The organism is Myxococcales bacterium, assembly GCA_016712525.1.
Taxonomy (GTDB): Bacteria; Myxococcota_A; Polyangia; order Polyangiales; family Polyangiaceae; genus JAAFHV01.
In genome coordinates this window covers 877435-898673 of sequence record JADJQX010000006.1, presented here as the reverse complement: position 1 = coordinate 898673, position 21239 = coordinate 877435, and the positions used below count along the sequence as shown (strand labels likewise).

General features: G+C 70.5%; 20 protein-coding genes. 11 read left to right on the top strand and 9 right to left on the bottom strand.

The annotated features are described in order from the left end of the window. Positions 1-51: 51 nt before the first annotated feature. Positions 52-1698, bottom strand: a complete 1647-nt coding sequence (locus IPK71_15735; protein ID MBK8215191.1) for a hypothetical protein — start codon at positions 1696-1698, stop codon at positions 52-54. A 128-nt stretch (positions 1699-1826) separates the two neighbouring features. Here IPK71_15735 and dctP point away from each other — a divergent pair, with 128 nt between their 5' ends. The 4 genes from dctP (at position 1827) to IPK71_15715 (ending at position 4667) form a co-directional block, all read left to right on the top strand. After that, on the top strand, positions 1827-2861 hold the full coding sequence (dctP, locus tag IPK71_15730) for a TRAP transporter substrate-binding protein DctP (GenBank protein MBK8215190.1): 1035 nt from the start codon (positions 1827-1829) through the stop codon (positions 2859-2861). Positions 2862-2864: 3 nt separating this feature from the next. Then, a complete protein-coding gene (locus IPK71_15725) occupies positions 2865-3779 on the top strand; it encodes a hypothetical protein (GenBank protein MBK8215189.1) in 915 nt (304 codons plus the stop codon). Positions 3780-3847: 68 nt separating this feature from the next. Further along, complete coding sequence (locus IPK71_15720) at positions 3848-4243, top strand: YbgC/FadM family acyl-CoA thioesterase (GenBank protein ID MBK8215188.1); 396 nt, start codon at positions 3848-3850, stop codon at positions 4241-4243. Positions 4244-4334: 91 nt separating this feature from the next. Beyond that, positions 4335-4667 carry a hypothetical protein gene (locus IPK71_15715; protein MBK8215187.1) on the top strand — a complete coding sequence of 111 codons (333 nt, stop codon included), beginning with the start codon at positions 4335-4337 and terminating at the stop codon, positions 4665-4667. A gap of 35 nt (positions 4668-4702) precedes the next feature. On the opposite strand, the gene IPK71_15710 is transcribed toward IPK71_15715, so the two are convergent. The 5 genes from IPK71_15710 to IPK71_15690 all read right to left on the bottom strand — a co-directional run bounded on the left by IPK71_15710 (position 4703) and on the right by IPK71_15690 (position 9368). Then, positions 4703-5383, bottom strand: coding sequence for a hypothetical protein (locus IPK71_15710; protein ID MBK8215186.1), 681 nt, complete (start codon positions 5381-5383; stop codon positions 4703-4705). Next, positions 5380-6336: a hypothetical protein gene (locus tag IPK71_15705; GenBank protein ID MBK8215185.1), complete on the bottom strand. Its 957-nt coding sequence runs from the start codon at positions 6334-6336 to the stop codon at positions 5380-5382. The genes IPK71_15710 and IPK71_15705 overlap by 4 nt, the downstream gene beginning before the upstream one ends. Next, complete coding sequence (locus IPK71_15700; protein MBK8215184.1) at positions 6333-7121, bottom strand: hypothetical protein; 789 nt, start codon at positions 7119-7121, stop codon at positions 6333-6335. Before IPK71_15700 ends, IPK71_15705 begins: the two co-directional genes overlap by 4 nt. Positions 7122-7220: 99 nt before the next feature. Continuing rightward, a complete protein-coding gene (locus IPK71_15695) occupies positions 7221-8069 on the bottom strand; it encodes an undecaprenyl-diphosphate phosphatase (GenBank protein ID MBK8215183.1) in 849 nt (282 codons plus the stop codon). Positions 8070-8159: 90 nt separating this feature from the next. Further along, entirely contained in the window at positions 8160-9368 is a 1209-nt protein-coding gene (locus IPK71_15690) for a hypothetical protein (GenBank protein MBK8215182.1), read from the bottom strand. Positions 9369-9438: 70 nt separating this feature from the next. Between IPK71_15690 and IPK71_15685 the strand changes: the two genes are divergently transcribed. The 5 genes from IPK71_15685 (at position 9439) to IPK71_15665 (ending at position 13238) form a co-directional block, all read left to right on the top strand. Then, positions 9439-9996 (top strand): TrmH family RNA methyltransferase, encoded by a 558-nt coding sequence (locus IPK71_15685; protein ID MBK8215181.1) that lies wholly within the window; start codon positions 9439-9441, stop codon positions 9994-9996. Then, entirely contained in the window at positions 9993-10376 is a 384-nt protein-coding gene (locus tag IPK71_15680; GenBank protein ID MBK8215180.1) for a hypothetical protein, read from the top strand. The genes IPK71_15685 and IPK71_15680 overlap by 4 nt, the downstream gene beginning before the upstream one ends. Before the next feature lie 23 nt (positions 10377-10399). Further along, positions 10400-11197 (top strand): alpha/beta fold hydrolase, encoded by a 798-nt coding sequence (locus IPK71_15675; GenBank protein MBK8215179.1) that lies wholly within the window; start codon positions 10400-10402, stop codon positions 11195-11197. A 56-nt stretch (positions 11198-11253) separates the two neighbouring features. Continuing rightward, positions 11254-12786, top strand: coding sequence for a DUF362 domain-containing protein (locus IPK71_15670; GenBank protein ID MBK8215178.1), 1533 nt, complete (start codon positions 11254-11256; stop codon positions 12784-12786). Between the two features lie 83 nt (positions 12787-12869). Further along, complete coding sequence (locus tag IPK71_15665) at positions 12870-13238, top strand: hypothetical protein (GenBank protein MBK8215177.1); 369 nt, start codon at positions 12870-12872, stop codon at positions 13236-13238. On the opposite strand, the gene IPK71_15660 is transcribed toward IPK71_15665, so the two are convergent. After that, complete coding sequence (locus IPK71_15660) at positions 13228-14847, bottom strand: ATP-binding cassette domain-containing protein (protein MBK8215176.1); 1620 nt, start codon at positions 14845-14847, stop codon at positions 13228-13230. The genes IPK71_15665 and IPK71_15660 overlap by 11 nt on opposite strands. Before the next feature lie 618 nt (positions 14848-15465). On the opposite strand from IPK71_15660, the gene IPK71_15655 reads away from it, so the two are divergent. Further along, positions 15466-16932, top strand: a complete 1467-nt coding sequence (locus IPK71_15655) for a sigma-70 family RNA polymerase sigma factor (GenBank protein MBK8215175.1) — start codon at positions 15466-15468, stop codon at positions 16930-16932. 112 nt (positions 16933-17044) lie between these two features. Here the strand turns inward: IPK71_15655 and dacB are convergent, their stop codons facing one another. Continuing rightward, on the bottom strand, positions 17045-18532 hold the full coding sequence (dacB, locus tag IPK71_15650) for a D-alanyl-D-alanine carboxypeptidase/D-alanyl-D-alanine-endopeptidase (protein ID MBK8215174.1): 1488 nt from the start codon (positions 18530-18532) through the stop codon (positions 17045-17047). A gap of 48 nt (positions 18533-18580) precedes the next feature. Here dacB and IPK71_15645 point away from each other — a divergent pair, with 48 nt between their 5' ends. Further along, positions 18581-20047, top strand: a complete 1467-nt coding sequence (locus IPK71_15645) for an ABC transporter substrate-binding protein (protein ID MBK8215173.1) — start codon at positions 18581-18583, stop codon at positions 20045-20047. Positions 20048-20056: 9 nt separating this feature from the next. Here IPK71_15645 and IPK71_15640 read toward each other — a convergent pair whose 3' ends face one another. Continuing rightward, a complete protein-coding gene (locus IPK71_15640; protein MBK8215172.1) occupies positions 20057-21223 on the bottom strand; it encodes a VOC family protein in 1167 nt (388 codons plus the stop codon). Between the last annotated feature and the right edge of the window lie 16 nt (positions 21224-21239).

Genomic DNA, 21239 nt, shown 5'->3' with positions numbered 1-21239 from the left:
CTCGAGGCCGACGACGAACCGTCGCCCTCTTTCTTCCCAAGGCGCTCGCGCTCAGCGCGGTACGCTCCCGCGGGAGGCCTCGACGCAGCCTTCGGCGAACCCGAGGTCGCACGCGCGCTTCGCGTCGGCGTGGGAGGCCGCGGCGTCGCCGAGCTGTTGGTACGCGCCGCCGCGCTCGAGGTAGGCGCGGCCGTCCTTCGGGTTGCGGCCCAAGTAGCCGTTCCACATCGTGATCACGGCCGGGTATTTTCCCTGCCGCGCGAGCGCGTAGTCGAGGGCCTGGTGCGCGCGAAAATCGTTCGGTTTGTCGCGGACGGCGGCCTCGAGCGCGGGGATCCGCTTCGACGGATCGGGCTCTCCCAGCACGATGGACGTGTGGGTCTGGCGCGCGGCCTTGTCGGTCGGGGCGAGCTCGAGGGCGAGCTCGAGGCGGTCCAGCGCGGCGTCCTGCTCTCCGGCGAGCTTCTTCTCCCAGCCCTCCCACACGAGCCACTCCACCACCCACGCGAGGATGCGGCGGGCCTCGGCGTTCGTCCGCGAGACGCGCACGGCCGCGAGCAGATCTCGCCCCGCGTCGACCCAGCGCTTCGACGACGTGAGGATGCCCGCCCGCGTGGCGAGGTACTCCGGATACCCCGGGCGCAGGTCGAGCGCGTGGTCGATCGCGGCGAGCGCCCCCGCGGAGTCCCCCTTTCGCTCGAGGACCTCGGCGCGATCGCGGGCGAAGAGCGGCGCGTCGTAGTGGGCCGAGGCCGCGGAGAGCGAGGCGAGCGCCGCGTCGAGATCCTTCTTTCCGGTGGCCTGGAGGTACCGCTCGTAGTCCGAGAGCCCGGCGATCGTCGCGAGCTCGGGGCGCTTCTCCACCGGGAGCGTCTTCGCGAAGGCGTCGAGCTCCTCGAAGCTCCCTCCCCACCGCGGCATGCGGCCATACCCGTAGGCGAAGCGCAGCGCGAAGCACGAGGGGCACGCGCGCTCCGACTCGGCGAGGAGCGCCTTCGCGCGCGGCGGGGTGTCCTTCTTCCGCCCCTTCTCGTTCCGCATGAGCAGCACGCGGGCGGCCTCGAGCTTCGGGTGGATGGCGAGGGCCTTGTCGGCGTCTTTCCCTGCGAGCGTGAGCCCGTCTCCGAGCTTCTCGAAGGACTCGGCCGACGTCTTCGACGCGACGAGGGCGCCGCGGGAGGTCCACCCGACCTCGGTGTGGTGCGCCGCGCGCGCGAGGTACGGAGCGAACGACGTGTCGCCGCTCTCGACCCACCCGTCGAGCTCCGCCCGAAGCGCATCGTCGGCCGAGGCGAAGGCGTCGAGCGCCTCCATCACGAGGTGCTCGTCGGCCGCGTCCTTCTCGAACCGGGCCTGGATCTCCTCGAAGAACGCGGAGAGGCGCGCGTACTTCTTGAAGTAGAGGAGGCTCCGCAGCGCGGCGCGATCGACGTACTCCTTCGGGCCGCGCGGATCCTTGGGCGTGTGGGTGAGGAGAGGCGGGCCGTCGGCGAGCGGAACGGGCGCGACGAGCGCGACGGGCGCGACACGATCCGCGGGACGCTCCTTCGGCGACGGCGCGTGCACGATGGCCGCGGCGCCCGCCTCCGCGCCGCCCGCGTCGTTCTTCTTTTTGGAGCACCCCAAGGCGGGCGTGACGAGCAGCGCGACGAGCGCGGCGAGGACCGGTGCGGAGGAGGCGCGGCGAACGATGGGCATGCACCATCGTCGCACGGATGACGACATTCCCTAAAATTCTTCCATCGCGCTGAATCGAACGGCGTGCGACCCATGCCGTGACGGAAGGCCGCTTGCTCGGCCGGGCGCGATTCCGTACCGTTTCGCGTGTGATCTCTCGCCGCGCTTCGCTTGGTCTCGTCGCGGGGGCCCTCGGGCTCGCCGCCTTCCCGCGGTCGGCGCGCGCCGCCGACGAGCTCCGCCTCGGCACCCTCGCGCCTCGCGACTCGGTGTGGGGCAAGACCCTCGCGGCGTGGGCCGCCTCGGTGGCCCAAGAGACGGGCGGTCAGCTCAAGATCTCCCTGTATTTTGCCGGCTCTCAAGGGGACGAGCCCGAGCTCGTCGCCAAGGTGCGTGACCGCGCGCTCGACGGCGCGGCCCTCACGGGCACCGGGCTCTCGGCCTTCTCGCCCGACGTAGCGGCGCTCGAGCTGCCCGGGCTCGTCTCGGGGTACTCGCGCCTCGATCGCGCACGAAACGCGATCCGCGCGCGCGCCGCCGAGGGGTTCGACAAGGCCGGGGTGCGCCTGCTCGCCGAGGGCGACACGGGCGCGATGCGGCTCTTCTCGCGCGAGGCCGAGGTGATCTCGCCGCGGGATCTCGGGAAGATGCAGGCCTTCGTGCGCTCGGGGGATCTCGTCGGGCGAGCCTACCTCGAGGGCGCCACCACGCGGCCACCGACCCTCGCGACGACCGAGGTGTTGGGGGCGCTCCTCCCTCGCTCGGCGACCGGGCCTTCTCCCGACGGGGGCGCGCGTCCGGCCCACGTCAACGTCGTGTTCGCGTCGTCCCTCGCCGTGACCGAGCTGAAGTGGGCCGATCTCCTGGAGTACGTCACGCCGAGCCCCGTCGCGTACGGCATCGGCGGCATCGTGGTGAGCTCGGGCAGGTTCGACTCGCTCGCCCCCGAGGCGCGCGCGATCGTGCGACGCACGGCCGAGGCCACGGGATCGCTGCTCACCCAGCGCGTGCGCGCCGCCGACGACGCGGCCTACGCCCGCCTACGCGCCGAAAAGAAGGTCGTCACGCTCACGGACGAGGCGCGCGCCGAGTGGGCGGACGTGTGCGAGAAGCTCAAGGCGCGCATGAAGAAGCTCGTGGCCCACCCCGACGTGGTCGACGCCGTCGCCCTGGCCGGAGCGTAACGCGTGCCGCGCGCGATCGTGCGAGCCCTCGGGGTGACGTGCCTCGCGCTCGTCGCGTGCACCTCGGCGAGCGAGCCGCCTCCCAAGGGCCTCCCCGACGCCGGCGCCCCCACGTCGTGCGGGGCGTGTGCATCCTACACGGATCCCGAGGCCGTCGGGCGTGTCGAGACCGACGCGATCACCGAGCTCTCGGGGCTCGCCGCGAGCCGCACGAGAGACGGGGTCTTCTATACCCACAACGACTCGGGCGACGGTGCGCGGTTCTTCGCGATCGATCGCACGGGCGCGCTCCTCGCGACCTACACGCTCGAGGGCGTCGACGCGAACGACATCGAGGACGTGGGCGTCGGGCCCTGCCCCGAGGGGACCTGCCTCTACCTCGCCGACATCGGCGACAACGACAAAAAGCGAGCGAACATCGCTATTTACCGCACACCCGAGCCCTCGGGCCCTGGGGGCTCGGTGCGCGCCGTGACCACGAAGCTCACCTACCCCGACGGGCCCCACAACGCCGAGGCGCTGCTCGTCTCACCCGAGGGCGATCTCGTGATCGTCGAGAAGAGCCCCACCGGCACGGGTGGCGTTTACCTGCTCGACAAGGACCGCGCGAAGAGCGCGACCGAGGCCGTGCTCACGCGCATCGCGACGCTCACGTTGCCCGCCGAGGCAGGGGGCCTCGTCACGGGGGGCGCGTTCCACCCGTGCGAGAAGAGGGTCACCCTTCGCACGTACACGGCCATGTTCGAGTACCGCTTCACGGGCGGGCTCGAGACGATGTTCGCCTCGCCGCCGACCTTGATCCCCGCGGGGCGTGAGCCTCAGGGCGAGGCCGTCACGTACTCGGCGAGCGGGCGCGAGCTCCTCACCGCGAGCGAAGGCAAGCGCCCCTCGGTCCACGCGTCGGCGTGCGCCCCGTGAGGAAGAGCGGGGTGCGGCGCGCCGATGCGCTCACCTCGGGCCAAGCAAGCCTGGTATAGGCTCGCGCCGTGCTCACAGCGTCCCACAAGGTGCAAATCTACTACGAGGACACGGACCACTCGGGGCTCGTGTACCACGCGAACTACCTCAAGTACTTCGAGCGCGCGCGCGAGCATTTGCTCGGCGTGGGCGAGCTCGTGAAGCTCGGCGAGGCCGGCCTCGGGTTCGTCGTGTACCGGTGCGAGCTGTCGTTCAAGCAGGGCGCCGTCTTCGGCGACACCCTCGACGTGCGCACGACGCCTTCTCTCGTGAGCGAGTACCGCCTCTCCTTCAAGCAGGACGTCTACCGTGGGGAGACGTTGCTCGTCGCCGGGGTCGTCGAGATGGTCATCCTCGGCCCCGACAAAGCCCCGGTGCCGATCCCCGAGAACGTGCTCGCGCGCCTCGGTGACGGGCGAGCGTAGGAGGGTGCGATCCGCTCGGCGGCCCCGTGGCGCGTGGCACACGACCCGAGAGGTCTTCCCAAGCCATGCCGTTCGGAGCATGGTGCCCGGCATGCGCACTCGACTCACGGTCGCCACGGTTTCGCTCCTGACGCTCGCCGCCTGCGGCTTCCCGAAGACGGGCGTCGTTCCTCCCCCGGTCGAAGGGCCCGCGGCCGAGGCCGCCGCCACCAAGTGGAAGGGCACGACCCCCGAGAAGCTCGCCGAGGGGCGCAAGCTCTTCTCCGAGAAGTGCAACGGTTGCCACAATCACCCCGACGTCGACGCCATCCCCGAGGCGAAGTGGCCGGGCATCGTGGCCGAGATGCGCGAGAAGGCGAAGCTCGACGAGAAGCAGGGCGAGAGCGTGCTGGCGTTCGTGCTCGCGTCCCGCAAGCAGCCGTAACTCTTCACGAAAGCGGGCCACACGCTCCGCGCGGCTCACTCCCGCGTGGAGCTCCGCGCGAGCGCCAAGGCCCCGAAGACGACCAGCATGAGCGCGAGCACGATCGAGCTCCCGCGCGCCGAGAGGTCGACCACGTGGGCTCCCCCAAAGAGCGCGCGGACGTGGCCGCGGGGGGTGAGGATCGCGCCCGCGCCGAGGCCGCCGAGCACCAGATCGAGCACGAGGAACGTGCCTCGGCCCGAGGCCCCGAAGAGCGCCGCGCCGAGCGCGTAGTACACGGCGTACGCGGCGCCCCCGAGCGCAGAGACCCCGGCGCTCACGGCCACGTCACGACCGAGCGGAGGGTCCGCCGGACCATGGGCGACGAGCACCACCGCCGCGCCGAGCGCCGCCCCCACGAGGGCGGTCGTGCCGACGAGGCCGAGGAGCACGGCCACGCGAGCGCGCGCGTGAGGAGCGCCGACGAAGAGGAGCGGCCTCGCGGCGCCGGCGATCGTGCCCTCGGGGCAGACGAGCCCGAAGAGCGCGAACGCGACCAGCGGCAAGGAGACCGCGCCGAGGCCCTTCGTGAGGGCATCGAACACGGGCGTCGTGTGCGTGCGAGCGACCGCCGCGACGAACACCGCGAAGACGGCCCACGCCAGCACAGGGAGCGCCGCGGCTCGGGCACGCGCGACGCGACCGAGGGGGTGCGAGAGCAGCGCGAAGAAGCTCATGGCGCCTCCGGGGCGGGCGGGGGCGGACGCATGGACCCGCGCTGGAGCGCCGTACCGAAGCTCTCGGTGGGTATCGACGCAGAGGGCACCACCACGTTCATCGACACGACCCCGAGGGGCTCGGCGGCGGCGGCACGAGCGACCGTGTCGGCGGCGGCGCGGAGATCGTTCGTGACGATCTCGACGGCGCCCTCGCTCGCCGTGACGGACACGGCCGAGCCCTCCGTGGCGAGCACCGCCGCGAGGCGCATCGGGTCGGCGAGCACCACGCGAAGGACCGCGCCGCGTGCGTCGGTCGAGGTCGGTGCGGGCACGAGCCGTTCGTTCGCGAGCACGTAGGCCGTCGCGCCGAGCGAGGCCGCGTCCCGCCGAGACGCGGTGGCCACGACGACGACCTTCCCGGGGACGGAGGCGAACGCGCGGACCTCGGCAGAGACCGCCACCGCCACCTGAGGGAGCACGTCGAGGAAGGGCTCTTCGAGGAGGAGCACCTTGGCTCCCGACGTCAACGCGAGCGCGAGGCCCAAGGACCTCCGCTCCGAAGGAGAGAGCGCTGCGACGCGACGCGAGACGAGGCCTTCGAGCCCGAGCGGGCGGAGGCGATCGGCGGCCGCCACGGGCACACGACCACGAATGCGCGCGTCGAGGCCCGCGAGGCCCGCGACGGAGAGGCCGTCGGGGAGCACGACGTGGCGCGGGACGAAGGCCACGTCGGCCACGACGCCGGAGCTCCCCGCGGGGCGCCCCAACACGGTGACCTTGCCCGCGCGCGGAGAGAGCACACCGGCCGCGAGGGCGAGGACGAGGTACGGCGTGGCGACGTCTCCCGACGCGCCCGTGATGGCGTGGCACCCGGGGCCGAGATGGAGCGAGAGCGCGCTCGTCGTGATCCCGGCCCTCCGCGCCTCCGTGCTCGGCAAGAGCTTCGCCTTGACGCCCTCGAGAGAGATCATGGCGCCTTCTCCAAGTCGAGCCGCCCGAGCTCGGCGCGCACGAGCACCGCGAGCGCCATCGACGCGAGCCCGAGCGCCGCGAGCGACCGAACGAGGAGCGGCCCGTCGAACGTGCCCGGCCAGAGCGCGTCGCGCGCCGAGCCCACGATGCCCGGCAAGGACACGAGCGTCGACCACGCGGGCGGCACGAGCGAGGCCGTCCACGGGGAGAGAAAATCGGGGACGACGAAGAGCGCCAAGAGCACGAGATAGCCCCCGGCCCGGCCCCGCGCACCGAGCGCCGCGAGCGCCACGAGGGTGACCAGGAACGAGAACGACGCACAGAAGCCTACACCCACGGCGACGGCGCGTGCGACCTCGGGCAGCGCGCGGACCTTGGGCGCGACGGCGAGCGCCACGCCGCCTGTGAGCATCATTCCCCCGACGGTAGGGATCATCACGGCGAGGAGCAGCGCGACGAACCGCGCGATCACGTACTCACGCGTCCCCTGCCCCCTCACGCGGAGGAGCGCGCGAACACCGTCGTCCCGATCGCGCCGAAACGCCTGCGTCGCCCCGCCGAACGCCACGAGCACGGCGATCCCGTACGCGAGCGCGTTCTGCACGAGGAGGAGCCACGGCACGAGCGGCGGGTGCTCCCCACCACGCGACAGCATGCCCGCCCCGCCCATGCCCACGAGCGCCGTGAGCGCCCCCATGCCCCACGCGACCCGCACGAGCAGCCGACGCTGCGTGAGGTGGAAGGCGAGGCCGATGGCCGCCCGGGTGGGGAGCGCGAAACGCATGAAGAGCGCCGATCTCAGGGAAAGTCGAAGATGTCGTGCAGGCTCGTGGGAGGCCCTAGGTTAGCCCGAAGCCGTCGCTGGGGGATAGTCGGCGCGCCCTCAGGCGCCGCGCATCACCAGGACGACCACGATCCCGAGCAGGATTCGGTAGTACCCGAACGGCTCGAGCCCGTTTTTCTGCAGGTACTTGATGAAACCGGCGATGACGGCCCACGCCACGAAGAAGCTCACGACGAGGCCCAGCACGAAGCTCGGCAGGCCGATGCCCGTCGCCAGCGCGTGCCGCGACTTGAGGGCCTCGTAGACACACGCGGCGCCGAGCGTGGGGAGCCCGAGAAGGAACGAGAACTCGGCCGACGTGGCCGTCGAGAGCCCCGTGGCCTGACCGGCGAGGATGGTGCACATCGATCGCGACGAGCCCGGCCACATGGATACGCACTGCCCGAGACCGATGAGGAACGCGCGCTTCGGCGTGACGTGCTCGAGGCCCACGAGGCCCTCGGTCTTCTTGGCTTTGCGCATGCGCTCGACCACGATCATGACGATGCCGCCCACGATGAGCGCGGCGGCCACGGGCATCGGCCCGAAGAGGAGCGCTTTGATCTTCTTGCGGAGGAGCAGGCCGAGCACGGCCGTAGGGATGAACCCGAGCACGAGCGCCTGGAGGAGCTGCAGGCTCGCGGCTTCTTTGCGGAAGAGGCCCGAGAGGCGCTCGCGGAGGAGCGTGCGGTAGTGCACGAGCACGGCGAGGATCGCGCCGAACTGGATGACCACGTCGAACGACTCTTCGGCCTCCCCGGCCTTCGCGAAGGCCTCGAACATCGGCATGTGCCGCGCGAGGGCCTCGGCCAAGTGGGGGACCAAGATGAGGTGCCCCGTCGACGAGACCGGCAGGTACTCGGTCAGGCCCTCGACGATGCCCAAGATGACGGCTTTGGCGGCGTTCATGAACCTCCAGAGCTACCACGCTTCGCGCGCGCCGAGCGGGCGACGGTGGGCGCGATCGAACGGCACGCCCCTTCCTCGAAAACGCAAGGGTTACGGAGCTTTGGCAGAGGGCACGAAGGTCCCCGCGTCCGTCTTGACGTTGAGCCCGCGGAGGAAGACACCGCCCGCAGCACCCCCGCCTCCTCCACCCCGGCTGCCCGCGCCGCCGTCGCCTGGAGGCGCGTCGTCTCCGCCGTTCCCTCCGGCTCCTGCTCCGGCCGCAGGAGCGCTCCCCGCACCACCGTCGACACCGCCGTTCGCCCCGGGCATCGTCGACCCCGCGCCGGCGCCGCCACCGCCCGACGCGAGCACTTGCCCGGCGATGCGTACGAGCCTTCCCTCGACGAAGACGCTTCCACCGGCGCCACCACCCCCGCCGCCGTAGGGCCCCGTGCATCCGCGCTCGGCTCCGAAGCCCGACGAGGTGATGCGCCCCGAAGCGCCGACACGGAGCACGCGTGCGTAGATCTGGAGCCCGCCCCCTCCCATGCCACCCCGTCCGCACGTGAGGGGCGGAGTGTCGATGCCGAACGAATCTCCACCTTTTCCGCCGAGCCACGGCCGAGGCCCGGGCACGTATGGATCTCCGCCGTCGGTCCGAGGGTTGGCCGCCGTGGCGCCCGGTCCTCCCATGGCGCCAGGGGTCGCGCTCCCGCCACCTCCGCCGCCGGAGCCCACGCCGAGCGCGGCGAAACCGTCGTTCTTCGTCTGCGTCCCCGTCGTGACCTTCGCGATGAGGGTCCCGTCGATCTTCACCTCACCGCTCGCGACGAAGATGACCGGGATATCCTGCGTGATCGTCACGGTCGTGCCGGTGGGGATCGTCCAATCCTTGACGGAGACCACGAGGCACGAGCAGGTCGGGTCGAGGATGACGTCCTTGGGTGGAATGTCGACGGTGCCGCCATCGCCCGCCGTCACCGTGAGGGTGCCCCCCTGAGACGCGACCATCTCGGTGGCCGCGCCGAGGCTCGTGCCCGCGTCCAGGACGAACGAGCCGGTCGCGGCGTCGATGTTCGAGGGAGGGAAGCTCGCGTCGTCGTCGATGAGCTCGTCGTCGATCGGAGCGCCGTCCGGGAGCGCGCCGTCCGGGAGCGCGCCGTCCGGGAGCGTTCCGTCGGGCCGATCGGGCGGAGACGTGTCGGGGCCTGCGTCGCTCGTGGTGAGCTCGTCGACACCGAAGCTGAGACCGCAGCCTACGGCGGTGAGCACGGCGAGCGAGACCATCCAAAGGGCGGCGCGGCGGCGGACGAAGCGCATGCCGGAAAGGTACTTCATCTTCGAAGAGATGGAGAAATACCGAGCCCCTCCCCTCTGGTAGAGAGCCCTCATGGCCCTGCCCGTTCCCATCGACGAAGGCCCCGACGAGCTGCGCGAGGTGCTCGCTCCGCTTCGAAATGGCGTGTCCGTGGCCCTCATGAGCCTTGGGAACGCGTTCGCGGCGGGGGCCATCGTGCGCGTGGCCCATAGCTTCCTCGTCCGGGAGATCTTCATGGTGGGAGATGCCCCCCACTACGAGAAGGCCTCCATGGGTATGGAGAAGTACGAGACCATCGTCCGCGTGCCCGACGTGGCGGGCCTCTTCGAGGCCGTCGAGGGTCGGCCGGTCTACGCGATCGAAAAAGACCGAGCGACGCGCTCTCTCTACGATGCGGCGCCGTTCCCCGAGGGGGTCGTATTCCTGTTCGGGTCGGAGCGGTTCGGTGTGCCCGACGAGGCGCTCGACCGCGCCGACGCCATCGTGGGCGTGCCGATGTACGGCATCAACCACTCGTTCCCCGTCGCCATCACGGCGGGCATGGTGCTCGCCGAATGGGGGAGGAGGCGCTACGCTCCCGGCACCGTGGTCGTGCCCAAGAAGGGCTCCCCGCCCGGTTTTTCCCTATGAACGTCGCATCGCTCCTTCGCCCTACCCTCGCCCTCGCCTGCCTCGCCCTCGTCGCCCTCGGGGTGCTCGGCGCGTGCGGTGGCCCGTCCGAGTGCGAGAAGATGGGAGAGGCCATCTGCGCCAAGGCCTGCGCGTGCAACGGCGGGTCCCAGTGCCGCTTCCTCCAGCCCGGCACCGGCGCCACCTCCACGAAGAGCGAAGAGGCGTGCCGGCAGTGGTTCACCGACACGTGCGAGGGCCCCGAGCAAGCCGGCGTCGACTACGCCAAATGCGAGGCCGAGGCAGGCGGCGCCCAGTGCGTCGACGATCTCAACCCGATCGACGGGCGCGCGCTCGCGGCGAGCCTTCCCTCCTCGTGCGGCAAGGCCATCACGAAGTGACGCGCGCGCGCGTGGCTCGGGGCGTGAGCCGCGTGCTCGGGGCCCTCGCGCTCGCCTACGTGGGCCTCTGCGTCGCCGCGCGCCTCGGCTACAAAAAGCTCCTCTACCCTGCCCCGGTGCGGCCCGCACCTGCGGCCCTCGAGCATGATTTCCGGACGCTCGAGCTGCAGGGAGACGGAGCCGAGGTGCTCGCGCTCGAACGCACGGCGCGCCCGGGCCGGCCGACGTTGGTCATGTTCCATGGCAACGGCGAGGTGGTGGACGATCTCGTGCCGCTCGGCGAGGCGCTCACCTCGGAGGGCCTCGGCTTCGTGGCCATGGAGTACCGCGGGTACGGCCGAAGGTCGTCGCTCGCCCCGAGCGAGGCCGGCATCACGAGCGACGCTATCGCCCTCGTGCGCACCCTGGCCGCACGGAACGTCTCGCCGATCGTCCTCGTGGGGTACTCGCTCGGCTCGGCCGTCGCGGCCGAGGTCGCGTACAGGGGCCTCGGGGCGCGGCTCGTGCTCGTCTCGCCGTTTACCTCGATGACGGCCATGGGAGAGCGGCTCGCGCCCATCTTGCCGGTCGGGCTCCTCATGGAAGAGCGCTTCGACACGCTCTCCAAAGCCCCTCACATCTCCTTGAAAACACTCGTCATTCACGGCACGAACGACGAGCTCGTGCCCTTCGCGATGGGCGAGCGTGTGGCCTCGGCCCTGCCGGCGGCGCGCCTCGTCCCGGTTCGGGGGGGCACCCACACGAGCGTGCTCTCGGGGCTCGACGAGGCGGCGAACCGCACGGTCCTCGAGACGATCACGCGCTTCGCCGAAGCTCCCTGAACGTGGGACCGCACACGCGCGTTGCGCGACGCCCGAGGATTCTCGACAATCCTCGGATGCACCCCACGCGCGACGCCAAAGTCATCCTCCGGCACTGCGACAGCTACGACCCGCAGAAGATCCGAGCGATCGTGCGCGACGCTATCCGCGAGCTCGGCCTGTCGCCCAAGGGCCGCACGCTGCTGAAGCCGAACGTGGTCGCCGCGGGCCCGCTCTTCGAGCACGCGCACACCCGCAAAGAGCTCGTCGAGGGTGTGCTGCTCGCCCTCAAGGACGAGGACCAGGGCATCACCGAGCTCGCGGTGGGCGAGCGGTGCGGCATCACGGTGCCCACGAGGTTCGTGTTCGACGAGGCCGGGTACATGCCGATGCTCGAGCGTGTGGGCGCGAAGCACTACTTCTTCGAGGAGGTGCCTCAGGTCGAGATCCCGCTCACGCACGAGGGCCGCCTCCGCGACGCGATCTTCACGCCCGAGCCCGTCGCGCGCGCCGATTTCTTCGTGAACTGCCCCAAGTTCAAGAGCCACCCGTGGACGACCGTCACGTTCTCGATGAAGAACTACATCGGCATCCAAGACGACCGGCATAGGCTCATCGACCACGACCACGCCCTCAACCGCAAGGTGGCCGACCTCCAGTACGTGGTGCAGCCCCAGCTCGTCGTGATCGACTGCATCATCGCGGGCGAGGGCCGCATGCTCACCCCGATCCCTCGGGACATGAACCTCGTCATCGTGGGGAACAACCAGGTCGCGATCGACGCGGTCGGGTGCGCCATCATCGGCCTCGATCCGCGCTCGGTCGAGCACATCGCGCTCGCCGAGGACCGCGGCTTCGGCACCACGGATCTCTCGAAAATTTCCCTCTCGGGTGACGTCACGCTCGACGAGGCGAAGGCCCGCGCCCAAGGCTTTCAGGTGGGCCTCGTGCGCGTCGAGAAGTACTTCGAGGGCACGCGCATCTCGGCCTACGCGGGCCCGCCGCCCGAGCACGGGCACGACCACGACGCCTACTGCTGGGGAGGCTGCCCCGGCGTCATGGAAGAGGTGATCGAGATCCTGCGGCTCTACGACAAGGAGTGCGACCAGAAGCTCCCGAAGATCCACATCGTGTTCGGCCACTACAAGGGCCCGCTCGACGTGGGCTACGGCGAGAAGGTCGTATTCGTGGGCGACTGCGTCCAGTGGGAGGGCATGATCGGCGGGGAGCTCGTGCAGGTGTCGAACAAGTACAAGGGCCGCGACACGATCGACCCGCACACCGTCGAGCACCAGGACATGTACGTGAAGATGGCCAAGATGGGCGCGAAGCTGCTCGAGGCCAAGACGCGCCCGTGGATCCGCCTCGAGGGCTGCCCGGTGAGCGTGGCCGAGCTCGTCCTCTTGCTCTCGGAGCTCGGCGGCATCCAAAACCCCTATTTCGAGCCTTCGCAGGTCGTGTCGTTCAACCGCGCGTACCTCACGTGGCGCGCGGTCACGTCGATGAAGCGCCTCCGCGGCGAGCCGTACCAGATCCCGGGGAGCTCGCCGCGAGGGGAGGCGGCGCCGAAGCTCGAGGCCGACCGAGACGCCGGGAGCGCCGAAGAATAGCCGAGGAGCCCTGCGGGAATTTTCGAGCGAAGCTCGCGCGCGGCGTTACGCTCGAAGAGAGAGGGCCGTACCGGTTTCGCGCCATGAGCATCTTCGACGACTGGAAAAAAAAGGTATCCGACAAGCTCGCCGAGCGCGCCCAAGAGGCGGCCGTCGAGCAGAGCAAGGCCGCGGCCAAGGCGTTCGCGAAGAAGAGCGTCGAACAGGCCAAAGGCCTCGGAAAGAAGCTCGAAGAGGGCCTCTTCGGCCCCGGACCGGAGAGCGAGCCCGAGGCGACCGACGAGGACCGCGAACGAGCCGCCCACGACAAGCTCAAGGCCGCCGCGCGCGCCAACGAAGAGCGCGCCGCGCGCGACAAACGCGAGGCCGAGGAGCGCGCCGAGAAGGCCGCGCGGGTCGAGCGTGAGGTCGACGCGGAGCTCGCCGCGCTGAAGGCCCGCCTCAAGAAATAGCGCGCGTTTGGCGCACGGGTGCATCCCCTGCCAAAGGGCCTCGCTCGACGAACGCGCGCGCTTCGAGATCGTAGACCCGGTCGCACACGGACAGCGCCTCGCGCCTGTGGGTCACGAGCACGACGGTGCGTGTGCCGCGGAGGCTGGAAATGGCCTCGAGCACTCGCGTTTGGCTCTCCGCGTCGAGGCCGCTCGTGGGCTCGTCGAGCAGGAGAATCGGCCGACCCGACACGAGCGCACGCGCGAGCGCGACCCACTGACGTTCGCCCCCCGAGAGCGCCGAAGGATCCCCGTCCGCGCGGGCGCCGAGGCGGCCCCCCGACACCGAGTCGAGCGCGGAACGTGCGGCGGCCTCGTCGACGCGACCTCCGAGGACCACGTTGTCGAGCACGGTCCCCGCGACGAGCGCGGCGTCTTGGGGTACCCACGCGAACGGTCGCTCACGAGGCCCGAGCTCGGCCGAGAGCGCCCGCGCTCCGTATGTCACCTCGCCTCGCTCGGGGAGAGAGAGCCCCAGCAGCACGCGGAGCAGGCTCGTCTTGCCGTGACCGGTCGGCGCCACGATCCCCACGATCTCGCCCGGCGCGAGCGTGAGATCGATCGGCGCCCCTCCGACGTGCGCGAGAACCAGGCCCCGGCAGACGAGCCCGTCGAGGGGCGCGGCGGCGAGAGATGGAGGGGGAGCTCCCCCGGAGGCGGTGCCGCGAGCCCCCAGGACGCCCCCCACGGCGCGTGCGATGGCCCCGAGCGCGGCCTCCCCCTTCGACCACGCGAGCCTCGCGTCGGACAGGTCCCTCATGGGCTTGTAAGCCAAGAAAAACACGATAGAAAACGGGACCACATGGGCTCGGTTCGCGGCCGGGAGCGCCCCCTGCCCCGCCACCACGGCGAGCAGCGCGAGCGCCCCCAAGACCTCGTTCCCGGAGGAGAGCAGCGCCCCACGAACGGCGACCCAGGTCCCGAGCTCGGCGACACGTGCCCCCGCCGACCGCACGGTCGCGCGCGCCCTGTCCTCGGCCCCGTAGACACGGAAGAGATCGGCGTGGGTCACCGCGTCGTCCGCCGCGGCGAGCAGGGACTCGGTCTCGACGAGGACACGCGCTTGCCGCGCCCCGAGGCCGCGTCGAAGCCTCGACAGCGCCGCACCGAACGGCGCGAGCACGAGCAGCGCGCCCGCCGCGAGCCACGGATCCACGAGCACGAGCGCGACGGCGACCGGGACGAGCTCGAAGAGGGCGCGCGCGGCTCGGAGCACCCCCGCGTCCAGCGCGAGCTCCACTTCACGCACATGTGTGGTCAACGCGGCGAGGTCCCGCGCGGCGCGCTCGGTTGCCAACTTCGGTGCAGGTCCATGATCGTCGTGCCCCGGTTGGCTCACCTCGCCGGCCAGCCGTGCTTCCAGCACCTCTTCGCGGAGGTGCTCGGAGGCCGCACCGACGAGCTGGGCCCGCGCCCGGGCCGCGCCCACGGCAGAGACGAGCTTCACGAACGCGGCGACGAGGCCCCCGAGCGCGATCGTCGCTCCCCCCGCGGGTCCGAGCCCGGCCACGCTCACGTCGGCGGAAGAGCCCGCCAAATGCCGCACGAGCGCGCCTGCGGCGAGCGCCATCGCCCCATGCGCAACTCCGTGCGTAGCCGTGCAAAAAAGGAAGAGCGCCCCGGTGCCTGGCCGGGCCGAGGCCGAGGCGGCGAGCCGCGCGTAGAGGGTGGGTCGGGCCGCCATCACTCCGTGCTTCCATGCAACGGGGCGGTGCGTCGACCCAAGGCCTTTCGCACCCGCGCCCACACGTCGCTTCGAGGAACGAGGATTGCATGGGCAGCAAGAGCCCCGAACCTTCGCGCCGCTCTCAAACGAGTGCGGTACGGCGGGCGCGAGGCCACGTATGCTCTTCGGAGCCCGAGCCTCTCGTGCCCCCGAAGACCGCCGCTGCTTCCCCTCGATACGCTTGGAAGTCCCCAAATGGGGGACGCGCTTAGCTCTGAACCCGAACCGCCTCGTTGTCAAAGTGTAGGTTGCACATTTCGACGGCATCCCCGGAGAAATAAGGGCCTCGACGGCGCCACCTCGAACGGCGCCACGACCGCCTGCACCTCGGTCGATGTGCCCACGCGCGAGCACCGGTCTCGCTTCGCCTCTTCGCCTCGCTCTTCTGCCTCGCACTCGCCTCCGCCTCGCACGCCCGCCTTCCTTCCCTCTTCCTCCGCCCGCCCACGCAAGGACTCCCCCATGAGCAAGAGCAAGAGCACCGCAGCCGCCCACGCCGCGCCCCCTCGTGACGCGCTCGCTCCGGCGGTCGAAGAAGAAGAGGTGGCCGACGACGACGCGGGGGCACCGGTCGAAGAGGCCGTGCTCGAGGACGAGTTCGAGGCCGAGGTCGAGGCCGAGCCCGCGGGCATCGAGCTCGACATCGACGCCGACAGCCTCGCCCCGCCGCCGAAGGAGAAGGCCTCCGACGAGGGCAGCGGCGACTCCATGCTCGCCCGCTACTTCCGCGAGATGGCCACGCACAACGTCATGGGCCCCGACGAGGAGCTCGAGACCGCCATCGAGGTGGAGCAGGCCGAGGTCGATCATTGGGTCGCGATCCTCGCGTACCTCCCGGCGGCGGGCTTCGCCCTCGACTCCCTCGAGGCCGACCTCCCCACGGGGGACGACGCGCTCGATCTCCCGCAGCTCGAAGAGCTCCGCAAGCTCCGGAAAACATTCGATAAAGCGGGCAAGCTCACCAAAGAGGGCGAGAAGAAGTGGGCCAAGACGGCCACGGCCCTCGCGCGCGCCATCCGCCTCGCCGACAGCGATCGCCTCTGGATCCAGCACGCCGAAGAGACGGTGCGAAAGCTCGGCACGGCGCCCGTCGACAAAGAAGAGGACCGCGAAGAAGAGGGCGTGGCCGTCGTGCCCGACTCGCAGGTGTCGCTCACGGCGAAGCTCCCGGCTACGCCCCAGTACAAGAAGTTCCTCTCGAGCATCACGACGGCGAGCCTCCGCTCGAAGTCCGTGAAGAACAAGTTCGTGAAGGCGAACCTGCGCCTCGTCGTGTCGATCGCGCGCCGCTACAACCGCGGTCGACTGCCGCTCATCGACCTCATTCAAGAGGGCAACATCGGCCTCATGAAGGCGGTCGAGCGCTTCGATCACACGCGTGGCTACCGGTTCTCGACGTACGCGTCGTGGTGGATCCGGCACGCCATCAGCCGCGCCTTGGCCGACAAGGGCCGCGCGGTCCGTATCCCCGTGCACATGCTCGACACGCACAACCGCGTCGCCCGCGCCACGCAGGCCGTGGTCGCGCGCATGGGCCGTGAGCCTACGCTCGCCGAGCTCGAGCACGAGACGGGCATCCCCAAGGAGAAGCTCGACAAGGTGAAGGGCTCGTGGGCGGAGACGCCCTTCTCGCTCGATCGCCCGGTCGGCGACGAGGACGGCCGCAAGTTCATCGACTTCCTCCAGGACGAGAACATGGTCTCGCCCTACGAGAGCCTCGTGTCCCAGAAGTGGGGCGAAGAGGTGCGGCGCCTCTTGTCGACGCTGACGCCGATCGAGTCGCGCATCATCCGCTGGCGCTTCGGCCTCGACGACGAGGACGAGCTCACGCTGAAAGAGATCGGCGACAAGTACAACCTGTCGCGCGAGCGCATCCGTCAGCTCCAGGAGCAAGCCTTGGGCAAGCTCCGCAAGCACATGAGGGACTGAGCCACTCGAGCGGCGCGCGCGCCCCCGACGGCCCCAACCCGGGCCCAGGGAGGCGCGCGAACGCCACCGCGGCCGACACAGCGAAGCCTGTTTCCCCTTTTGATTCGGCGACTTAGCCGCCGTGGGACCAGAGCTTGTCGTGCACCTTCTCGACGAGCTCGTCGGCCGCCGACCTCGCGGCGCCACCCTTGCCCGAGACCTTGTTGAACAAGATGGAGAACGCGACGGGGCTCTTGCCGGGCGGGGCGAGCACGTAGCCCGAGAGCGCGATGGTGTCGTCGAGGGTGCCCGTCTTCGCGCGGATGGCCATGTGCTTCGCGCGGTTTCGGAAGCGCTTGTGGAGTGTGCCGTCGACGCCGCCGATGGCGAGCTCGGCGACCATCTCGGCGCGGCGCGACGGATCGTTCCATGCGTCACGGAGCACGAGGGTGACGCCGTGGGCCGTGACGCGGTTCGCGTCGAAGAGCCCCGAGCCGTTCTTGATGACCGTGCCGGGCTCGAGCATATTGCCGGCCGCGAGCCATTTGGTGACCACCTCGGCGGCGTCGGCGCTCTTCGCGGGGCGCCCCTTGCGCTCGCCCCCGAGAGACTTGAAGATCATCTCGGCGTAGAAGTTATCGCTCTGTTTTCCGAGCGAATAGAGCAGCGACGAGAGGGGCGCCGACTCGTGACGGGCGAGCACGGTGGCCTTGCCGCCGCCCTGCCCCGGCTTCACGTCGCCCGTGACCTTGATGCCACGATCCTCGAGCACGGACTTCAGCGCGTACCCCGCGAGCAGCGTCGGATCCTCGACGCGACGAACGTAGTGGACGAGCTTCGCGTCCTCGGCCACGGCCCCCGAGAGCTTGGCGGTGAGCCTCTTTCCGTTCGGCGCGAGCGCGAGCCCCACGGTGTCGGCGCCGGAGCCCTTCGTCTTGACGGCCCCGTCGATGTCGACGAACCCGGGCGGATCGAACGACACGTGAGCGTTCTGCCCGTCTTGAGTGGGGCGTACGTGGAGCGTGACGGTGTTCTCGTTGATGGCGACGGCGCTCACGGGCGCGCGGAAATAGGCCCACTCGTTCGGCTGCTGCTCGAACGCGGGCGGCGTGGTCTCGCCGTCGAAGAAGCGCTGGTCGACCACGATGTCGCCCTCGATCTTCTTCACGCCGCGCGCCACGAGATCGCGCACGAGGCCGTAGAGGTCTTCGGTCTGGAGCGACGGGTCGCCGTTCGAGCGCAGCACGAGCGGCCCGTCGACCGTGGTGCCTTTCAGTGCACCGCTCAGCGTGGTCTGGTAACGAAAGGAGCCGTGGAGGAGCGCGAGCGAGGCGGCGGCGGTGAAGACCTTGGCGTTCGACGCCGGGTTCAACGCCGTGTGCTCTCCGTGCGAAGCCCACACCGCGCCGGAGTCGATCTCCATGATCTCGATGCCGACCTGGGCGTCGCGGAAGGACTTGTCCTTCGCGAGGGCGCGCACGGCCGCCACGAGCTCGGGCACGCTTCCCTGCCCGCCGCCCCCCTTGGCGGATGGCTCGTCGCCCGCGCCCCCTTGGGACGAGGCGTGCCGAGCGGTCAGGACCACGGCGAAGACGAGGCCCGCGAGAACTCCACGTCGCATGGCCGAGGGTCTAGCCTCACTCGGGCCGGGTGGAAAGCCCGAGCGCTCGTGGGGCTCGGGCTCACGCTCGCGAGCGCCGCCTGCACGACCGCACCCGAGCGCGGCGAGAGGCCCCTCGAGGTGCTCGTGACGAGCCCCCCGGAGACGCTCGATCCGCGGTACGCGACCGACGCGGTAGGCCTCCGCGCGACGCGCCTCCTCCACGCGGGGCTCTTCGGGATCCACCCGGAGACCCTCGCGCCCGTGCCGGTCCTCGCGGCCTCGTACACGTTCGAGGGCCCGCTCAAGCTTCACGTAAAGCTCCGAAACGACGCACGATTTCACGGTGGCAAGCCGCTCGCCGCGGGGGACGTCGTCGCCACGATATCGGCCTTCAAGGCGCCCGCGGTCGCCTCGCGCCACGCCAAGGTCCTCGAGACGATCGAGCGCGTCGAGGCCGACGGTCCGCTCGACGTGACCTTCACGCTGTCGCGGCCACACGCGACGCTCCTCACCGACCTCGAGCTGCCCGTGCTCCGCGCCGACGAGGCCGCGAGTCCCCCTGCCCCCGACGGCACCCTCGACGGGCTCGGCCCGTACAAGGTCGCGCGCCTCGGAGAGGGGTTCGTCGCGCTCGAGCCCTCGAGGCCGGGGTCCCACGGCGTCGTGCTACGGGCCGTACGTGACGAGAACGCACGTGCGCTGCGCCTCCACGCGGGCCGGGCCGACGTCGTGCAGAACGCCTTCTCTCCCACGCTCCTCCCTTCGTTCGAGGACACACGCGCGGGGACCGGCCTCCGGGTCGTGACACGCCCGGGTGCGAGCGTCACCTACCTCCTGCCGCGCTGCGATCGAGGCGCGCTCGCCGACCCGAAGGTGAGGCGCGCGATCTCCCTCGGGCTCGATCGAGAGCTCTTCGCGCGTGCGCTCTTCGCCGGTCATGCACGCCCCGCGGACGCCGTGCTCCCACCCGGGCATTGGGCCGCGCCCCGCGATTTTCCGAGCGAGCCACGGAACGTCGAGGCCGCCCGCGCGCTCCTCCGCGAGGCCTCGGCAGAGCACCCGACGCTCACGCTGCTCGTCTCGACGGATCGCGCACGCAAGCTGCTCGCGCGGGTCATGGCCGAAGAGCTCGCCGAGATCGGCGTGACCGTCGAGGTGGTGTCGGTCGAGCTCGGCACGCTGCTCGCGCGCCTCGGCAAAGGCGACTTCGAGCTCGCGCTCTTGCAGCTCCCCGAGGTGATCGAGCCCAACGTCCTCCGCACCTTCTTGCACGGCTCGAACGTCCCTCCCGTGGGCTCGAACCGCGGGCGCGTCCGCGACGCCGAGCTCGACGCGTTGCTCGACGAGGGCGACTCCGTGCTGGACACGTCGGCGCGAGCGGCCGTGTACGCGCGCCTCGAGCGGCTCGTGCACGACCGCGCGTACCTCTTGCCCGTGGTGCACGAGGATCACGTGGTGGTGCTCTCCTCGCGCGCGAGCGGCTACGTGCCCGCGCGCGACGGGAGGCTCGGCGGGCTCCAAAGCCTCCCGTGATGGGGCGAATTAGCCGTTTTGCGCGGCTTTTTGAGCCCGTTCGATGCTCTCGAAGAGGGCGCGGAAGTTCCCGTAGCCGAACCCTTCGTCGCCCGCGCGCTGGATGATCTCGTAGAAGAACGGGCCGGCGCGGCTCTCGTCGTACATGGCGGCGGCCTCGCGCATGAAGATCTGGAGCATGTACTTGTCGTGCGCGCCGTCGACGAGGATCTGGAGGCGCTCGAGCTCACGCAGCTCGGCGGCCACGTTGGTGATCCCGAGGTTCGCGAGGCGCGCCGGGAGGTCTTGGTAGTACGCCGGGTGGGTCGGCATGAACTCGACGCCGCGGGCCTTCAGCTCCTCGACCGACCAGAGGATGTTCGTCACCGCGAACGCGATGTGCTGCACGCCGTTGCCCGCGTTGTCGTCGACGAACTTCGCGATCTGCGAGTCGCGGAAGAAGGGGCGGAGCGGCTCGTTCGTGGCGAACTTCACGCCGCTGCCCGGGTCCCACATGACGATCGACTTGAGCCCCGAGCCCGACGCGCGCTCCTTGGCCACGTCCTTCGTGTGGAAGCTCACGTCCCAGAAGGGCTCGAAGCCGAGCACGTCCTTGTACCATGCAATGATCGGCTGCATGGTGAGCCCGTTCGACGTGACGTGGTCGATGTTGCGGATACCATAGGCATTTTCGGGCTGGCTCGCGTTGCCCGGGCCCACGTCGGCGAACCCCGGAGCGAAGCGCGCGTAGCCCTTACGCTCGACGAAACGGAAGGCGACGTCACCGAGGGGCGTCGCGATCTCGACCGAGCGGTACGTGCCGCCCTTCTCGTCCTTGTCCTCGAGGGGATCGGCGAGGAAGGTGCCGCCGCGCTCTTCGAGGAAGGCCATCGTCGCGTCGAGATCCTCGACGCGGAACGAGAGGCTCATGACGCCGGCCGGGTGCCGCTTCAGGTAGCGCGCGGCCTTCGAGGCCTGCGTGAGCGGCGACGAGACACACACCCGCACGTCGCCCGCGCCGTACACCGTCGACGCCTGCCCGCCACGCGAGGCGAGCTCGTCGCCGGCGCGCGCGACCTCTTTGAAGTCGAGCCTGTCGGCGTAGAACTTGCGCGAGCGCTCCATGTTCTCGACGACGAAGTGGAACGAGTCGTAGCCGACGATGCCGAGGCGGCTCTTTTTTCCGGTGGCTTCCATGGCGCGGGACTCTGCC